Raw genomic sequence first — 15474 nt, 5'->3', positions numbered from 1 at the left:
TGCGAAAAAAATCAATCTCGGGTAACCAATGGAACTGGCAAGTTCCCTGCAGTGCTCTACGACTGTAAAGCAGCTATGCAGAATCAACGGTCACCCGAGCAGTAGTACCTGGCATTGGCTGTGGAACTGCACAGCAGAAACCGGGTACTCGTCTCAGGACAATGGAGCGTCGTAGATGAGTAACAAGAATAACGATGATTTGAAGTACCAGGCCTCGGAAAACACCCTGGGGCTGAATCCTGTCGTTGGGCTTCGCGGAAAGGATCTGCTGGCCTCTGCTCGAATGGTGCTGACCCAGGCCATCAAACAACCGATCCATAGCGTCAAGCACGTCACCCATTTCGGTCTCGAATTGAAGAACGTGTTGTTCGGCAAATCAGAACTGCAACCGGCCAGCGATGACCGTCGCTTCGTCGATCCGGCGTGGAGTCAGAACCCGCTGTACAAACGTTACCTGCAAACCTACCTGGCATGGCGCAAGGAACTCCATGCCTGGATCGACGACAGCAGCCTCTCGCCCAAGGACATTGCGCGCGGCCACTTCGTGATCAACCTGATGACCGAAGCCATGGCGCCGACCAACACGGCGGCCAACCCCGCGGCGGTCAAACGCTTCTTCGAGACCGGCGGCAAGAGCCTGCTCGACGGCCTCTCGCATCTGGCCAAGGATCTGGTGCACAACGGCGGCATGCCGAGCCAGGTCAACATGGGCGCGTTCGAGGTCGGCAAGAGCCTGGGCGTGACCGAAGGCGCGGTGGTGTTTCGCAACGACGTGCTGGAGCTGATCCAGTACAAGCCGATCACCGAGCAAGTGCACGAGCGCCCGCTGCTGGTGGTGCCGCCGCAGATCAACAAGTTCTATGTATTCGACCTGAGCCCGGACAAGAGCCTGGCGCGCTTCTGCCTGCGCAACAATGTGCAGACCTTCATCGTCAGCTGGCGCAACCCGACCAAGGAACAGCGCGAGTGGGGCCTCTCGACCTACATCGAAGCCCTGAAGGAAGCGGTCGACGTGGTCACCGCGATCACCGGCAGCAAGGACGTCAACATGCTCGGCGCCTGCTCCGGCGGCATCACCTGCACCGCCCTGCTCGGCCACTACGCCGCCACCGGTGAAAACAAGGTCAATGCCCTGACCCTGCTGGTCAGCGTGCTCGATACAACGCTGGACAGCGACGTCGCGCTGTTCGTCGACGAGCAGACCCTGGAGATGGCCAAGCGTCATTCGTATCAGGCCGGCGTGCTGGAAGGCAAAGACATGGCCAAGGTCTTCGCCTGGATGCGCCCCAACGACCTGATCTGGAACTACTGGGTCAACAACTACCTGCTCGGCAACGAGCCGCCAGTGTTCGACATCCTGTTCTGGAACAACGATACGACTCGACTGCCGGCCGCGTTCCACGGCGACCTGATCGAGATGTTCAAAAACAACCCACTGATTCGCCCCAATGCACTGGAAGTGTGCGGCACGCCGATCGACCTCAAGCAGGTGACCGCCGACATCTTCTCGCTGGCCGGCACCAACGACCACATCACCCCGTGGAAGTCCTGCTACAAGTCGGCGCAGCTGTTTGGCGGCAAGGTGGAATTCGTGCTGTCCAGCAGCGGGCATATCCAGAGCATCCTGAACCCGCCGGGCAACCCGAAATCACGCTACATGACCAGCGATGAAATGACCGCCAATGCCGATGACTGGCAGGAAAACTCGACCAAGCACGCCGACTCCTGGTGGCTGTACTGGCAGGCGTGGCAGGCCGCGCGTTCGGGCGAGCTGAAAAAGGCGCCGACCAAACTGGGCAACAAGGCGTATCCGGCAGGTGAAGCCTCGCCGGGCACTTACGTACACGAGCGGTAACCGACACACCTCACCCCACAATGTGGGAGCGAGCCTGCTCGCGATGGCGTCGGCAGCCGTAACAATGTGCTGACTGACACACCGCTATCGCGAGCAGGCTCGCTCCCACAGGGGATCGAGGCTGATACTGAGATCGACCCATAGGGCCTTGAAGCATGCCGCACCCGTTCATCTTTCGAACTGTCGAGCTGGATGGCCAGACCATCCGCACGGCGGTCCGCCCCGGCAAGCCACACTTGACGCCCTTGCTGATTTTCAACGGCATCGGCGCCAACCTGGAGCTGGTGTTTCCTTTTGTCGCGGCGCTGGATCCGGACCTGGAAGTGATCGCCTTCGATGTGCCCGGTGTCGGGGGTTCTTCGACGCCGAGCCGGCCGTATCGCTTTCCGGGGCTGGCGAAGCTGACGGCACGGATGCTCGATTACCTCGACTACGGCCAGGTCAATGTGATCGGCGTGTCCTGGGGTGGCGCGCTGGCGCAGCAGTTCGCCCATGACTATCCCGAGCGCTGCAAGAAGCTGGTACTGGCCGCCACGGCGGCGGGTGCGGTGATGGTGCCGGGCAAGCCTAAGGTGCTATGGATGATGGCCAGCCCACGCCGCTACATCCAGCCGTCCCATGTGATCCGCATCGCCCCGATGATTTACGGTGGCTCGTTCCGACGCGACCCGACGCTCGCCGCCAGTCACGCGGCCAAGGTGCGTTCGGCGGGCAAGCTCGGATACTACTGGCAACTGTTCGCGGGCCTGGGCTGGACCAGCATTCACTGGCTGCACAAGATCCATCAGCCGACCCTGGTGCTGGCCGGTGATGACGATCCGCTGATCCCGCTGATCAACATGCGCCTGCTCGCCTGGCGAATTCCCAACGCGCAATTGCACATCATCGATGACGGGCATCTGTTCCTGATCACCCGGGCCGAAGCCGTGGCGCCGATCATCATGAAATTCCTGCAGGAGGAACGTCTTCGTGCCGTGATGCACCCCCACCCGACACCGCTGGGCGGATAACCGGCCCGATCCGGTTTTCTGGACAGCTCCTTGCAGAGCGCTTTGCAAGTGCGTGGCAGGACGCCGCGCAGGCAACAACCCACAACAGCGTCTATGGTGTTCTGGTTCGGTGTGTTTGTTTTTGACCTGAAGACGAAGGAGTGTTGAGTCATGCGCGACAAACCAGCGACGGGCGGAGTGCCCAGTCCTGCCGTGTTCATCAATGCACAGAGTGCAATGACCGGCCTGCGTGGCCGCGATCTGATTTCGACGTTGCGCAGCGTCGCCGCCCATGGCCTGCGCAACCCGATCCACAGTGCGAAACACGCATTGAAACTCGGCGGTGCGCTCGGACGCGTGCTGCTGGGTGAAACCCTGCACCCGACCAACCCCAATGACAGCCGTTTCGCCGACCCGGCCTGGAGCCTCAATCCGTTCTACCGCCGGGGCCTGCAGGCCTATCTGAGCTGGCAGAAACAGGTCAGGAGCTGGATCGACGAAAGCAGCATGAGCGACGACGATCGCGCCCGTGCGCACTTCGCTTTTTCCCTGATCAACGACGCCGTGGCGCCCTCCAACACGCTGCTCAATCCGCTGGCGATCAAGGAGCTGTTCAACTCCGGCGGCCACAGCCTGGTGCGCGGCCTGAGCCATCTGCTCGATGACCTGCTGCACAACGACGGCCTGCCGCGCCAGGTGACCAAACAGGCCTTCGAGATCGGCAAGACCGTTGCCACCACCACCGGCTCGGTGGTGTTTCGCAACGAACTGCTCGAGCTGATCCAGTACAAGCCAATGAGCGAAAAGCAGTATTCGAAACCGCTGCTGGTGGTGCCGCCGCAAATCAACAAGTACTACATTTTCGATCTGAGCCCGAACAACAGTTTCGTCCAGTACGCCCTGAAGAACAGCTTGCAGACCTTCATGATCAGTTGGCGCAACCCGGACGTGCGCCATCGCGAATGGGGCCTTTCGACCTACGTCGAGGCCGTGGAGGAAGCGATGAACGTCTGCCGGGCGATTACCGGCGCTCGGGAGGTCAACCTGATGGGAGCCTGCGCCGGCGGGCTGACCATCGCCGCACTGCAAGGGCACTTGCAGGCCAAGCGGCAGTTGCGGCGGGTCTCCAGCGCGACCTATCTGGTGAGCCTGCTCGACAGTCAGATCGACTCCCCGGCGACGCTGTTCGCCGACGAACAGACCCTCGAAGCGGCCAAGCGCCGTTCCTATCAGAAAGGCGTGCTGGACGGTCGCGACATGGCCAGGGTGTTCGCCTGGATGCGGCCCAACGATCTGATCTGGAGCTACTTCGTCAACAACTACCTGCTGGGCAAGGAGCCGCCGGCGTTCGACATCCTCTACTGGAACAACGACAGCACCCGCCTGCCAGCCGCGTTTCATGGCGACCTGCTGGACTTCTTCAAGCACAACCCGCTGATTCATTCGGGAGGCCTGGAAGTCTGCGGCACACCGATCGACCTGCAGAAAGTCACGGTCGACAGTTTCAGCGTGGCCGGCATGAACGACCACATCACGCCATGGGACGCGGTGTATCGCTCGACCCTGCTGCTGGGCGGCGAGCGACGCTTCGTACTGTCCAACAGCGGCCACGTACAGAGCATTCTCAACCCGCCGAGCAACCCCAAAGCCACTTACGTCGAGAACGGCAAGCTGAGCAGCGACCCGCGCGCCTGGTACTACGACGCGAAAAAGGTCGACGGCAGTTGGTGGCCGCAATGGCTGGAATGGGTCCAGCAGCGTTCCGGCACCCTGCGCGAAACCCAGATGTCTCTGGGCAACGCCAATTATCCACCGATGGAGGCAGCACCCGGCACCTACGTGCGCGTGCGCTGACCGGCCTCAATCCCTTTAAGAAGACTGGATGAAAACAAGCGAACGGATCCTCGAATGTGCCCTGCAGTTGTTCAATGAAAAGGGCGAGCCGAACGTCTCCACCATGGAAGTTGCCAATGAAATGGGGATCAGCCCCGGCAACCTCTACTATCACTTTCACGGCAAGGAACCGCTGATCCTCGGGCTGTTCGAGCGCTTCCAGAACGAACTGGCGCCACTGCTCGACCCACCCGCCGATGTCGAACTGGCACCGGAGGATTACTGGCTGTTCCTGCATTTGATCGTCGAGCGGCTGGCGCAGTACCGGTTCCTGTTCCAGGACCTGTCGAACCTGGCCGGACGCCTGCCGAAACTGGCCAAGGGCATTCGCCAGTTCCTCAACGTGCTCAAGCGTACGCTGGCGTCACTGCTGGCACGGTTGAAGGCCTCGGGGCAGTTGGTCAGCGATACCCAGGCGCTGGGGCAGCTGGTGGAACAGATCACCATGACCTTGCTGTTCTCGCTGGACTATCAGCGGATTCTCGATCGCGAAGGGGAAGTGCGGCTGGTGGTGTACCAGATCATGATGCTGGTGGCGCCGCATTTGTTGCCGCCGGTGAAGGTGGCGACGGAGCGGATGGCTTTGCAGTATCTCGAAGATCACGAGTAACCCGACGGCTTTTACCCAAACAAAAACGCCCGACCTTCACAGGCCGGGCGTTTTCTTGAGCCCTGAAAAATCAGGACTGACTGGTCGGCGTCGACGGCGTCGGTGCAACAGTCGAAGCTGGCGCCGGGGTTGGAGCCGAGGCGGAGTTCGACGTGCTGGCCAGTGCTTGCGGTGTGGTCACCGGTTTTGGAGCAGCAGCTTTCGGCGCAGCGGCTTTCGGTGCGGCCGGTTTTTTCACTGCTGGTTTTTTCGCCGCAGCCGGTTTGGCGGCAGGCTTGGCAGCGGGTTTGGCGGCAGCGGTTTTCGCTGCTGGCTTGGCCGCAGGTTTGGCAGCTGATTTTGTTGCCGGCTTGGCGGCGGCCTTGGCGGCAACCGGTTTGGCCGCGGCCTTCGCTGCAGGCTTGGCGGCTGCGGTTTTGGCTGCTGGTTTTGCTGCCGGTTTGGCGGCGGCTTTAGCCAGTGGCTTGGCAGCGGTTTTGGCCGCAGGCTTGGCTGCTGCGGTTTTCGCCGCGACAGGCTGAGCTTTCAGGCCGGTGAGTTTTTCGATCTGCTTGGTCAGGGTATCGACCTTCTTGTGCAGATCCTTCACCTCGTTGCGGCTCGGTACGCCCAGGCGCGAAATCGCACTGTTCAGGCGCTTGTCGAAAGCCCCTTCCAGCTGATCCCAGGTGCCCAGTGCGCGATCTTTCACGCCGCTGATGCGCGATTTTGCCGAGCTTGCAGAATCCTTGGCAGCATCGACTTTCTTGCCGACTGCAGCCTTGGTGAGCTTCTCGGCTTTCTCGCCGTCTTTGACCAATGTATCGAAGAGCTTGCTGCCGTCAGTGTCGATCTTCGAGTACACGCCTAAACCAGCCAGCCAGATCTTGCGGGAATAGTCTTCGACTTTTCCGATCCACGAGCTGCCTTCTTTATCGGTGTTCTTTTTACCAGCCATCCCGTTCTCCTTAAGATTTACGCGCGACGCGTTCGAGCAATGCCGTCAGCTCATCGAGCTTAGCAGAGAGTGTCTCAACGTCATGTTTAGACGGAATGCCGATACGATTCAAGGCACTGGCGACACGCGTGTCGAACGCCTTCTCGACCTTGTCGAGCTGAACTTCGACCCGGCCTTTGAAAGAGCTGACTTCGCTCTTGGCTTCATCGATCTCGGCGTTGGCCGCTTCGAGTTTTTCGGTGACGGCTTTTTTGCCTTTCTTTTCAACAGTTTGACCAGCCTTGATCAACTCCTGAAAGTACTCGCTGCCCTCCTGACCGACCTTGGTGTAGGCACCCAGGCCTGCCAGCCAGATCTTGCGGGCATAGGATTTGACGTCGCTCAGAGCGGAAGTCGAAGCGTCGATTTTTTTCTTCAAAATGACTTTGGCCATGGTGCACCTCACGCGCAGAAGGTTTGAGGAACTGCCCTGACGAGTGTCGGGCTCAGGCACAAAGTAGGGAGAAAAATTAGAAACGGCACCCTAACAACTGACATAAACAGCTGGGCACACCACAAAACAAATGTGGGAGCGGGCTTGCTCCCACAGGGGGATTTCATTTCAGGCAGAAATCAGACCAGCGCTTTATCCAGCGCCTTTTCGATCTCGGCTTTGATCATGCCGCTCATGGCCGACATCATCAGGCCCAGTTCCACGTCAACCCGGATCGAATCCTCGGCCACATGTACTGCGCCCTTCACACCCGAACGCTTGAGGTTCAGGGTGTCACCCGCCCATTGCGGCTCCAGGCCATATTGATCGGAGAGTTTCTGCGCCAGTTTGTCGGCTTTCTCGCGGGCCGCTTCCTTGCCCAGGCTGTGGGCACGCTCAACACTGATATGGGCCATTGAATGACTCCTGCTTTTTGAATGGGGCTATGAATGCCTGCAACGAATCTTGACCGCCACTGCGGCAAATCGTCCTGAAGGTTGCCCATCTTACCTTTAGCCATTCCAAGACAAAGCATGGCTTGGGGATTAGAATGTCGCGCATTCTCTTTTGGTGACAGCGATATGACTGATCAGCGCAAAGGCAGCGATGCCGAACCCACCACTCACTTCGGCTTCAAAAACGTTCCGGAAAGCCAGAAAGCGGAAAAAGTCGCTGAGGTGTTCCACTCCGTGGCCGCCAAGTATGACCTGATGAACGACCTTCTGTCGGGCGGCATGCACCGTCTGTGGAAGCGTTTCGCGATCGAACTGTCGGGCGTGCGCGCCGGCAACCGCGTGCTGGACATCGCCGGCGGTACGGGTGACCTGACCAAGAAATTCTCGCACCTGGTCGGCCCGACCGGTCAGGTGGTGCTGGCGGACATCAACGAATCCATGCTCAAGGTCGGTCGCGACCGCCTGCTGGACCTGGGTGTGTCGGGCAACGTCGAGTTCGTTCAGGCGGACGCCGAAAAGCTGCCGTTCCCGGACAATCACTTCGACTGCGTGACCATCGCCTTCGGCCTGCGCAACGTGACGCACAAGGAAGACGCCCTGCGCTCGATGCTGCGCGTACTCAAGCCGGGCGGCCGTCTGCTGGTGCTGGAATTCTCCAAGCCGACCAACGCCCTGATGTCCAAGGCCTACGACGCCTACTCGTTCGCCTTCATGCCGCTGATGGGCAAGCTGATCACCAATGACTCGGAAAGCTATCGCTACCTGGCCGAATCGATCCGCATGCACCCGAATCAGGAAACCCTGAAGTCGATGATGGTCGACGCCGGTTTCGATCGCGTGACCTATCACAACATGACCGCAGGCATCGTTGCCCTGCACCGTGGCATCAAGCCCTGATGCTGCTGACCGGGCTGCTGGCCAGCGTCGAACTCGGCCTTAACCGCGTGCTGCGTCTCGACAGCACGGCGCTGCCGCGACTGGCGCATTTGACCGGCAAAGTGATTGCCGTGGATTGCCGCAGCCCGGCGCTGCAATTGTTTATCCTGCCGAGCGATGAAGGCCTGATGCTGGCGTCCCACTGGGAAACCGGCGTCGACTGCACCCTGCGTGCGCCGGCCTCGAGCCTGATCAAACTGGCCGTGAGCAAAGACAAGACGGCGGTGCTGCACGCCCCGGAGGTCGAGCTCGACGGCGACAGCGGCGTGCTGCTGGAACTGGCGGGTGTGCTGCAGGATCTTGAGCTGGACTGGGAGTACGAACTCTCACGCTGGATCGGCCCGGTCGCCACGCAACTGGTCGGCGGTCACCTGCGCAGCCGCGCCCGCTGGTATCAACAAGGATTTGCCAGCCTCAACCAGAACCTCGCCGAATACCTGGCCGAAGAATCGCGCACCCTCGTCGGGCAGCGCGAAGCCGAAGCCCGTTTCAGCGAACTGGACCGGATCAAACTCGATCTGGAACGTCTCGAGGCGCGCTTCGAGCGCCTTTCCCGATCCCTCGACCCAAGCGATAACGCATGAAGCTGCTCGCCGTCCGCCGTCTGTTGCGCATCCAGCGCGTCGTGATCCGCTACCGCCTCGATGACCTGCTGTTCGATCTGCCTTTGCCGTGGTTCCTGCTGGCGCTGCGCTACGTCCTGCCGTGGCGCTGGTTCCCGCGCAAGCCGCTGGACCTGAGCCGTGGCGCACGCCTGCGCCTGGCCTTGCAGGACCTGGGGCCGATCTTCATCAAGTTCGGGCAGATCCTCTCGACCCGCCGCGACTTGCTGCCGGAAGACATCGCCGATGAGCTGATGCTGTTGCAGGACCGCGTGCCGCCGTTCGATTCGCAGCTGTCGGTCAAATTGATCGAAGAACAGCTGGGCAAGAAGATCAGCGAAGTGTTCAGCCGCTTCGACGTCGAACCGCTGGCCTCGGCCTCGGTGGCGCAAGTGCATGCCGCGCAACTGAAGACCGGCGAAGAAGTGGTGGTCAAGGTGATCCGCCCGGGCCTGAAACCGATCATCGCGCAGGATCTGGCGTGGCTGTTCATTCTCGCCCGCGCTGCCGAAAAGGTCTCCGCCGACGCCCGACTGCTGCACCCGGTGGACGTGGTCAGCGACTACGAAAAGACCATCTACGACGAACTCGACCTGTTGCGCGAAGCGGCCAACGCCAGCCAGTTGAAGCGCAACTTCGAAGGCTCGCCACTGCTCTACGTACCGCAAGTCTATTGGGACTGGTGCCGGCCGAAAGTGCTGGTGATGGAGCGCATCTACGGGATTCAGGTGACGGATCTGGCGACCCTCGCCGACCAGCGCACCGACATGAAGATGCTCGCCGAACGCGGCGTGGAGATCTTCTTCACCCAGGTGTTCCGCGACAGTTTCTTTCACGCCGACATGCACCCGGGCAACATCTTCGTCAGCACCGTCAATCCGTGGAGCCCTCAGTACATCGCGATCGACTGCGGCATCGTCGGCAGCCTGACCCCGGAAGACCAGGACTATCTGGCGCGCAACCTGTTCGCTTTCTTCAAGCGCGACTACCGCCGTGTGGCGCAATTGCACATCGACTCGGGCTGGGTGCCGGCGGAAACCAAGCTCAACGAATTCGAAGCAGCGATCCGTACCGTGTGCGAACCGATCTTCGAAAAACCGTTAAAAGATATTTCATTTGGCCAGGTGCTGATGCGCCTGTTCCAGACTGCGCGTCGCTTCAACATGGAAGTGCAGCCGCAACTCGTCCTGCTGCAAAAGACCCTGCTGAACATCGAAGGCCTGGGCCGTCAGCTGTACCCGGACCTGGATCTGTGGAACACCGCGCAGCCGTTCCTCGAGCGCTGGATGCGCGAACGCGTCAGCCCGAAAGCCTTGATCGGCAACGTGCAGAGCCAGTTCGAACAACTGCCGCACCTGGCCAACATGGCCCGCGATTTGCTCGAACGCATGTCCCAACCGCACGCCAACGACCCGCCGCCCCCGTGGCAGAAACGCAAGGACGACTGGTTCCTGCGCCTGCTTGGCAGCGCGCATCTGGCGGGCGGCACGATCCTCGCCGCCGGTGGCCCGCTGCATGAGCTGGGGCATTGGCCCGCCGGGATAATGGTAGCAGTCGGCTTGTATCTGGTCGTTCGCCGATAGCCAGTTGCGTGATCGACTGGCACACTGTTTCAACGCCTGAACCCGACTATTGAAGTGTGGGTTCGCTGTCGGAGTCGAAGATGAAAAACTGGCTGGACGAGATCAAGTGGGACGCCGATGGCCTGGTGCCGGCGATTGCCCAGGATCACAAGACCGGACGCGTGCTGATGATGGCCTGGATGAACCGCGAAGCCCTGGAGCTGACCGCGGCGGAAAACCGTGCCATCTATTGGTCACGTTCCCGTGGCAAGCTGTGGCGCAAGGGCGAAGAGTCCGGCCACGTACAGACGCTGCATGAAATGCGTCTGGACTGCGACGCCGACGTCATCATCCTGATGGTCGAACAGATCGGCGACATCGCTTGCCATACCGGCCGTCAAAGTTGCTTCTACCGCGTCTTCGAAAACGGCGACTGGAAAACGGTCGACCCGGTCCTGAAAGACCCGCACGCTATTTATTCCGCAGGACACAAACATGAGTGACACCCTGACTCGTCTGGCCCAGGTGCTCGAAGAGCGCAAAGGCGCAGCGGCCGACAGCTCATATGTAGCCAGTCTGTATCACAAGGGCCTGAACAAGATTCTGGAAAAGGTCGGCGAAGAGTCGGTCGAAACGATCATTGCCGCCAAGGACGCCGCCATCAGCGGTGACTGCAGCGACGTGATCTACGAGACCGCCGACTTGTGGTTCCACAGCATGGTCATGCTCGCCCAGCTGGGGCAGCATCCGCAGGCTGTACTCGACGAGCTGGATCGTCGCTTCGGCCTGTCCGGACACGTCGAGAAAGCCTCGCGCCCGTCCGCCTGAACAACTTCAAGAGAGGAACAGCAACATGGGCATTTTTGACTGGAAACACTGGATCGTCATTCTGGTTGTCGTGGTGCTGGTGTTCGGCACCAAGAAACTGAAAAACCTCGGCACCGACGTCGGCGAGTCGATCAAGGGCTTTCGCAAGGCCATGAACGACGACGAGAAACCGGCCGATCCGACCGTCACGCCTGCGCAGCCGGTGCCACCGGTTCAGCCGCAAGCCACCGCTCAGGCCAACCCGCCGCACACCATCGACGTGCAGGCGCAGAAAGTCGAAGAGCCGATCCGCAAAGACGTGTGAGCACTGACTAATGTTTGGTATCAGCTTCTCTGAACTGCTGCTCGTCGGCCTCGTTGCCCTGCTGGTGCTGGGCCCCGAGCGTCTGCCGGGCGCTGCACGCACGGCCGGCCTGTGGGTCGGACGGCTGAAGCGCAGCTTCAACGCGATCAAACAGGAAGTTGAACGTGAAATCGGTGCCGACGAAATCCGTCGACAACTGCACAACGAGCACATCCTGTCGCTGGAACAGGAGGCGCGGAAGATTTTCACGCCGGTTCAGCAGGAGCCGACGCCCGTGCAGCCGGCGGCAGACCAGACGCCAACACCGCCTGTCGCTGAACAAACGATTCATGCACCGGCGAGCGTCGAACACGTCTCTGCCGCAAGCGCTGAAGCTGCTCCGGTCATGAAACCGATCGAACCCGTTGCTCCAGCCGCCGCGCCAACCACGCCGGCCCCTCACGACCCAACATTGCCGCCGCGAGCCCCATGAGCGATCTCCCCGAAAACGACCAGCACATGCCGCTGGTTTCGCACCTCACCGAGTTGCGCACCCGCCTGCTGCGTTGCGTGGCGGCGATCTTCATCATCTTCGCCGGGCTGTTTGCCTTCACCCAGCAGATCTACACCTTCGTCTCGACACCGCTGCGTCAGTACCTGCCGGCCGGCGCGACGATGATTGCCACCGACGTGTCGTCGCCCTTCCTGACGCCGCTGAAGCTGACGATGATGGTGTCGCTGTTCCTCGCGATCCCGGTGATCCTGCACCAGATCTGGGGCTTCATCGCGCCAGGCCTGTACAAGCATGAAAAGCGCGTTGCAGTCCCGTTGCTGATCTCCAGCATCCTGCTGTTCTACACCGGCATGGCGTTCGCCTACTTCTTCGTGTTCCCGCTGATCTTCAAATTCTTCGCCTCCGCCACCCCGGCCGGCGTGGAAATGATGACCGACATTACCAGTTACCTCGATTTCGTCATGACGCTGTTCTTCGCCTTCGGCGTGGCGTTCGAAATCCCGGTGGCCGTGGTGCTGCTGGTGTGGATCGGCGTGGTCGACGTCAAATACCTGAAGAAGATCCGGCCATACGTGATCATCGGTTGCTTCGTGGTCGGCATGATCCTGACCCCGCCGGACATCTTCTCCCAGACCCTGCTGGCCGTGCCGATGTGGATGCTGTTTGAAGTCGGCATCCTGTTCGGCAGCCTGGTCAGCAAGCGCGAGCGCCCGGACGAAACCGTCGACGACCACAACGACCAGCCGCCAGCGACCCAGCCATGAACCTGCTGCTGCTCGAAGAAGCCGATTTCATTGCGGCCGACCGCGTCGTGCTGCGTGATCGGCGCCTGACCCACATGCAGGAAGTCCACCGCTCGGAAGTCGGCGACAGCTTGCGGGTCGGGCGCATCAACGGCTTGATGGGCTCGGCCGAGCTGCTGCGTCTGGACGCGGGCGAAGCCGAGCTGCGAGTCACCCTCGATCAACCGCCGCCGGCCAAACTGCCGCTGACCCTGGTGCTCGCCCTGCCCCGCCCGAAGATGCTGCGCCGGGTGTTCCAGACCGTAGCGACCATGGGTGTGTCGAAGGTGATTCTGGTCAACAGCTATCGCGTCGAGAAGAGCTTCTGGCAGACACCCTTTCTCGAGCCGGAAGCGATCCGCGAGAATTTGATCCTCGGCCTCGAACAGGCCCGCGATACCGTGCTGCCGGAAATCATCATCGAGAAGCGCTTCAAGCCGTTCGTCGAAGATCGGCTGCCGGCCATCACCGACGGCACTCTCGGTCTGGTCGGTCATCCCGGCAATTTCCCGCCCTGCCCTCGCGCCCTGAGCGAACCGGTGACCCTGGCCATCGGCCCGGAAGGTGGCTGGATTCCCTACGAAATCGATCTGCTGGCCAAATCCGGCCTGCAACCGGTGCAACTGGGCGATCGCATCCTTCGGGTCGAAACCGCCGTCACCGCCCTGCTCGCACGCCTGTTTTGAACCTGCCGGCGCCATTGAGCGCCGGACAAATCGCGTTACAGATTGCGATCATCCAGCCGATACAGTCTCCATAAGTCCAATTAGTGGTCCGAGGGGAGTCGTCGCATGTACCGTTGGTTAGCCGAGAGTCTTGGAAATGTCAGTGTCAAACGCAAGCTGGGCATCGGTTTCGGCCTGGTGCTGCTACTGACGCTGTTGATCACCTTTACCGGCTGGACCGGCATGAGCGGCATCATCAGCCGCGGTGACAAACTCGGCTTCATCTCCAGCCTCAACGAGCTGACCAAGGACCTGCGTCTGGCGCGCCTGGACTACGAAATGCGTCGTGGCGAACAAGGCCCGGGCGCGGTCAATGACCTGCTCGGCAAGCTCGACAGCGGCCTGCAGACCGCTCGCAACCTGATCGAACAACCCGCCGACGCGGCGAAAGTCGACCAACAACTGGCGGCCATCGCCGAGTACAAGCGCGCCTTCGCCGACATGGTGCAGGCCGGCGCCAACCGCGAAGATGCCCGCAGCAAACTCGGCGCCACTGCCGACAACGCCGTGGCCAAGGTTGCCGAAGTCGAGAAATCCATGCTGCAGGGTGACAGCGTTGCCCAGTTCAACGCGGTGATCGATCTGAGCAAGTTGATCCAGCAGGCCCGCTTCCAGGTGCGCGGCTACACCTACAGCGGCAAGACCGAAGCCGAGCAACCGGCCCTCGACGCCATCGACAACGCCCTGAAAAACCTCGAGACCCTGCCGGCCAAACTGCCTGAGCAACACATCGCCAACCTGCAACAGGCCACCGATTCGCTGAAAGCCTATCGGGCCGCCGTCAGCCAGTTCCGCGACTCGCAAGTTGCCAGCGCCAAGGCCCTGGCCCGCATGGCGGCTCAGGGTGACATTCTGTTCGACGTCAGCCGCCAGCTCACCGAGTCCCAGACCATCGTCCGCGATACCGATGCCGCCAGCGCCAAGAACCTGTTGCTGATCGCCACCCTGCTGGCCGTGGCGTTCGGCCTGCTCGCCGCCTGGGCAATCACCCGACAGATCATCATCCCGCTGGAGCAGACCCTGAAAGTCGCCGAGCGCGTGGCTGCCGGCGACCTGACTCACAACCTGGTATCGCTGCGTCGCGACGAACTCGGCCAGTTGCAGCGGTCGATGCAGAGCATGACCCAGGGGCTGCGCGAACTGATCGTCGGCATCAGCGACGGCGTCACCCAGATCGCCAGTGCCGCCGAAGAACTGTCAGCCGTGACCGAGCAAACCAGCGCCGGCGTGAACAATCAGAAAATCGAGACCGACCAGGTCGCGACCGCCATGAACGAAATGGCCGCCACCGTGCAGGAAGTCGCGCGCAACGCCGAGGAAGCTTCGGAAGCCGCCGTCGCCGCCGACCAGCAAGCCCGTGAAGGCGACAAGGTGGTTGGCGAGGCCATCGCCCAGATTGAACGTCTGGCCGCTGAAGTCGGCCATTCCACCGAGGCCATGGGCGAGCTCAAGCGCGAAAGCGACAAGATCGGCAGCGTGCTCGACGTGATCAAGTCCGTGGCCCAGCAAACCAACCTGCTGGCCCTCAACGCCGCCATCGAAGCGGCCCGTGCCGGTGAAGCGGGCCGTGGTTTTGCGGTGGTCGCCGATGAAGTGCGCAGCCTTGCCCAGCGCACCCAGAAGTCCACCGAAGAGATCGAAGAGCTGATCGTCGGCCTGCAGAACGGCACCCAGCAAGTGTCGACGATCATGGACAACAGCCGCACCCTGACCGACAGCAGCGTCGAGCTGACCCGTCGCGCCGGTGGCTCGCTGGAAAGCATCACCCGCACCGTTTCGGCGATTCAGGCGATGAACCAGCAGATCGCCGCAGCGGCCGAGCAGCAGAGCGCCGTGGCCGAAGAGATCAATCGCAGCGTGCTGAACGTGCGGGATGTGTCGGACCAGACGTCGGCAGCGAGTGAAGAGACGGCGGCCTCCAGCGTCGAGCTGGCGCGCCTGGGCACTCACCTGCAAACGCTGGTGGGCCGGTTCAAGGTTTAAACCGCGCAAACAAAAAAATCGCAGCCATTGGCTGCGATTTTTTTTGTC

The 15474-nt window shown here is 61.2% G+C and carries 17 protein-coding genes and 1 pseudogene; 15 read left to right on the top strand and 3 right to left on the bottom strand.

Going from position 1 to position 15474, the window contains the following annotated elements:
• Positions 1-175: 175 nt before the first annotated feature.
• From phaC (C6Y56_RS01945) to C6Y56_RS01930, 4 genes are all read left to right on the top strand, one after another.
• Positions 176-1855, top strand: coding sequence for a class II poly(R)-hydroxyalkanoic acid synthase (phaC, locus tag C6Y56_RS01945; protein ID WP_169428497.1), 1680 nt, complete (start codon positions 176-178; stop codon positions 1853-1855).
• Positions 1856-2010: 155 nt separating this feature from the next.
• Positions 2011-2865 carry a poly(3-hydroxyalkanoate) depolymerase gene (gene phaZ, locus C6Y56_RS01940; protein WP_169428496.1) on the top strand — a complete coding sequence of 285 codons (855 nt, stop codon included), beginning with the start codon at positions 2011-2013 and terminating at the stop codon, positions 2863-2865.
• 150 nt (positions 2866-3015) lie between these two features.
• Positions 3016-4698 carry a class II poly(R)-hydroxyalkanoic acid synthase gene (phaC, locus tag C6Y56_RS01935; protein ID WP_169428495.1) on the top strand — a complete coding sequence of 561 codons (1683 nt, stop codon included), beginning with the start codon at positions 3016-3018 and terminating at the stop codon, positions 4696-4698.
• 28 nt (positions 4699-4726) lie between these two features.
• Positions 4727-5347 carry a TetR/AcrR family transcriptional regulator gene (locus C6Y56_RS01930; protein WP_065259453.1) on the top strand — a complete coding sequence of 207 codons (621 nt, stop codon included), beginning with the start codon at positions 4727-4729 and terminating at the stop codon, positions 5345-5347.
• Positions 5348-5417: 70 nt separating this feature from the next.
• On the opposite strand, the gene C6Y56_RS01925 is transcribed toward C6Y56_RS01930, so the two are convergent.
• The 3 genes from C6Y56_RS01925 to C6Y56_RS01915 all read right to left on the bottom strand — a co-directional run bounded on the left by C6Y56_RS01925 (position 5418) and on the right by C6Y56_RS01915 (position 7172).
• On the bottom strand, positions 5418-6284 hold the full coding sequence (locus tag C6Y56_RS01925; RefSeq protein WP_169428494.1) for a phasin family protein: 867 nt from the start codon (positions 6282-6284) through the stop codon (positions 5418-5420).
• Positions 6285-6294: 10 nt separating this feature from the next.
• Complete coding sequence (locus C6Y56_RS01920) at positions 6295-6717, bottom strand: phasin family protein (protein ID WP_039772451.1); 423 nt, start codon at positions 6715-6717, stop codon at positions 6295-6297.
• A gap of 179 nt (positions 6718-6896) precedes the next feature.
• Positions 6897-7172 carry a polyhydroxyalkanoic acid system family protein gene (locus C6Y56_RS01915; protein ID WP_119429545.1) on the bottom strand — a complete coding sequence of 92 codons (276 nt, stop codon included), beginning with the start codon at positions 7170-7172 and terminating at the stop codon, positions 6897-6899.
• Positions 7173-7337: 165 nt separating this feature from the next.
• On the opposite strand from C6Y56_RS01915, the gene ubiE reads away from it, so the two are divergent.
• From ubiE to C6Y56_RS29480, 11 genes and pseudogenes are all read left to right on the top strand, one after another.
• Positions 7338-8108 carry a bifunctional demethylmenaquinone methyltransferase/2-methoxy-6-polyprenyl-1,4-benzoquinol methylase UbiE gene (ubiE, locus tag C6Y56_RS01910; RefSeq protein ID WP_007961779.1) on the top strand — a complete coding sequence of 257 codons (771 nt, stop codon included), beginning with the start codon at positions 7338-7340 and terminating at the stop codon, positions 8106-8108.
• Positions 8108-8731 (top strand): ubiquinone biosynthesis accessory factor UbiJ, encoded by a 624-nt coding sequence (locus tag C6Y56_RS01905; RefSeq protein WP_169428493.1) that lies wholly within the window; start codon positions 8108-8110, stop codon positions 8729-8731. The genes ubiE and C6Y56_RS01905 overlap by 1 nt, the downstream gene beginning before the upstream one ends.
• Positions 8728-10332, top strand: a complete 1605-nt coding sequence (ubiB, locus tag C6Y56_RS01900; protein WP_169428492.1) for a ubiquinone biosynthesis regulatory protein kinase UbiB — start codon at positions 8728-8730, stop codon at positions 10330-10332. The genes C6Y56_RS01905 and ubiB overlap by 4 nt, the downstream gene beginning before the upstream one ends.
• An 80-nt stretch (positions 10333-10412) precedes the next feature.
• Positions 10413-10814 (top strand): phosphoribosyl-AMP cyclohydrolase, encoded by a 402-nt coding sequence (gene hisI / locus C6Y56_RS01895; protein ID WP_007909357.1) that lies wholly within the window; start codon positions 10413-10415, stop codon positions 10812-10814.
• Positions 10807-11139: a phosphoribosyl-ATP diphosphatase gene (locus C6Y56_RS01890; RefSeq protein ID WP_003220849.1), complete on the top strand. Its 333-nt coding sequence runs from the start codon at positions 10807-10809 to the stop codon at positions 11137-11139. Before hisI ends, C6Y56_RS01890 begins: the two co-directional genes overlap by 8 nt.
• A 25-nt stretch (positions 11140-11164) precedes the next feature.
• Positions 11165-11443 carry a twin-arginine translocase TatA/TatE family subunit gene (locus C6Y56_RS01885; protein WP_007952423.1) on the top strand — a complete coding sequence of 93 codons (279 nt, stop codon included), beginning with the start codon at positions 11165-11167 and terminating at the stop codon, positions 11441-11443.
• Between the two features lie 10 nt (positions 11444-11453).
• Positions 11454-11915, top strand: a complete 462-nt coding sequence (gene tatB / locus C6Y56_RS01880) for a Sec-independent protein translocase protein TatB (RefSeq protein WP_169428491.1) — start codon at positions 11454-11456, stop codon at positions 11913-11915.
• Positions 11912-12700: a twin-arginine translocase subunit TatC gene (tatC, locus tag C6Y56_RS01875; RefSeq protein WP_065261773.1), complete on the top strand. Its 789-nt coding sequence runs from the start codon at positions 11912-11914 to the stop codon at positions 12698-12700. The genes tatB and tatC overlap by 4 nt, the downstream gene beginning before the upstream one ends.
• Entirely contained in the window at positions 12697-13404 is a 708-nt protein-coding gene (locus C6Y56_RS01870) for a 16S rRNA (uracil(1498)-N(3))-methyltransferase (RefSeq protein ID WP_169428490.1), read from the top strand. Before tatC ends, C6Y56_RS01870 begins: the two co-directional genes overlap by 4 nt.
• Positions 13405-13509: 105 nt before the next feature.
• A pseudogene (locus C6Y56_RS29485) lies at positions 13510-14523 on the top strand (methyl-accepting chemotaxis protein); the annotation flags it as partial.
• A 30-nt stretch (positions 14524-14553) separates the two neighbouring features.
• Positions 14554-15426 (top strand): methyl-accepting chemotaxis protein, encoded by an 873-nt coding sequence (locus C6Y56_RS29480; protein WP_423815191.1) that lies wholly within the window; start codon positions 14554-14556, stop codon positions 15424-15426.
• Positions 15427-15474 lie beyond the last annotated feature (48 nt).

Origin of the sequence: Pseudomonas fluorescens (genome assembly GCF_012974785.1) — a bacterium.
Classification (GTDB): domain Bacteria; phylum Pseudomonadota; class Gammaproteobacteria; order Pseudomonadales; family Pseudomonadaceae; genus Aquipseudomonas; species Aquipseudomonas fluorescens_BT.
Note: the sequence above shows the minus strand (reverse complement) of the source record. Positions and strands in the feature narration are given on the sequence as shown.

Excerpts from the sequence above, each read along its gene's own strand:
- phaC (WP_169428497.1), top strand. The coding sequence starts at position 176 with ATGAGTAACAAGAATAACGATGATTTGAAGTACCAGGCCTCGGAAAAC.
- phaZ (WP_169428496.1), top strand. The coding sequence starts at position 2,011 with ATGCCGCACCCGTTCATCTTTCGAACTGTCGAGCTGGATGGCCAGACC.
- phaC (WP_169428495.1), top strand. The coding sequence starts at position 3,016 with ATGCGCGACAAACCAGCGACGGGCGGAGTGCCCAGTCCTGCCGTGTTC.
- C6Y56_RS01930 (WP_065259453.1), top strand. The coding sequence starts at position 4,727 with ATGAAAACAAGCGAACGGATCCTCGAATGTGCCCTGCAGTTGTTCAAT.
- C6Y56_RS01925 (WP_169428494.1), bottom strand. The coding sequence starts at position 6,284 with ATGGCTGGTAAAAAGAACACCGATAAAGAAGGCAGCTCGTGGATCGGA.
- C6Y56_RS01920 (WP_039772451.1), bottom strand. The coding sequence starts at position 6,717 with ATGGCCAAAGTCATTTTGAAGAAAAAAATCGACGCTTCGACTTCCGCT.
- C6Y56_RS01915 (WP_119429545.1), bottom strand. The coding sequence starts at position 7,172 with ATGGCCCATATCAGTGTTGAGCGTGCCCACAGCCTGGGCAAGGAAGCG.
- ubiE (WP_007961779.1), top strand. The coding sequence starts at position 7,338 with ATGACTGATCAGCGCAAAGGCAGCGATGCCGAACCCACCACTCACTTC.
- C6Y56_RS01905 (WP_169428493.1), top strand. The coding sequence starts at position 8,108 with ATGCTGCTGACCGGGCTGCTGGCCAGCGTCGAACTCGGCCTTAACCGC.
- ubiB (WP_169428492.1), top strand. The coding sequence starts at position 8,728 with ATGAAGCTGCTCGCCGTCCGCCGTCTGTTGCGCATCCAGCGCGTCGTG.
- hisI (WP_007909357.1), top strand. The coding sequence starts at position 10,413 with ATGAAAAACTGGCTGGACGAGATCAAGTGGGACGCCGATGGCCTGGTG.
- C6Y56_RS01890 (WP_003220849.1), top strand. The coding sequence starts at position 10,807 with ATGAGTGACACCCTGACTCGTCTGGCCCAGGTGCTCGAAGAGCGCAAA.
- C6Y56_RS01885 (WP_007952423.1), top strand. The coding sequence starts at position 11,165 with ATGGGCATTTTTGACTGGAAACACTGGATCGTCATTCTGGTTGTCGTG.
- tatB (WP_169428491.1), top strand. The coding sequence starts at position 11,454 with ATGTTTGGTATCAGCTTCTCTGAACTGCTGCTCGTCGGCCTCGTTGCC.
- tatC (WP_065261773.1), top strand. The coding sequence starts at position 11,912 with ATGAGCGATCTCCCCGAAAACGACCAGCACATGCCGCTGGTTTCGCAC.
- C6Y56_RS01870 (WP_169428490.1), top strand. The coding sequence starts at position 12,697 with ATGAACCTGCTGCTGCTCGAAGAAGCCGATTTCATTGCGGCCGACCGC.
- C6Y56_RS29480 (WP_423815191.1), top strand. The coding sequence starts at position 14,554 with ATGCAGAGCATGACCCAGGGGCTGCGCGAACTGATCGTCGGCATCAGC.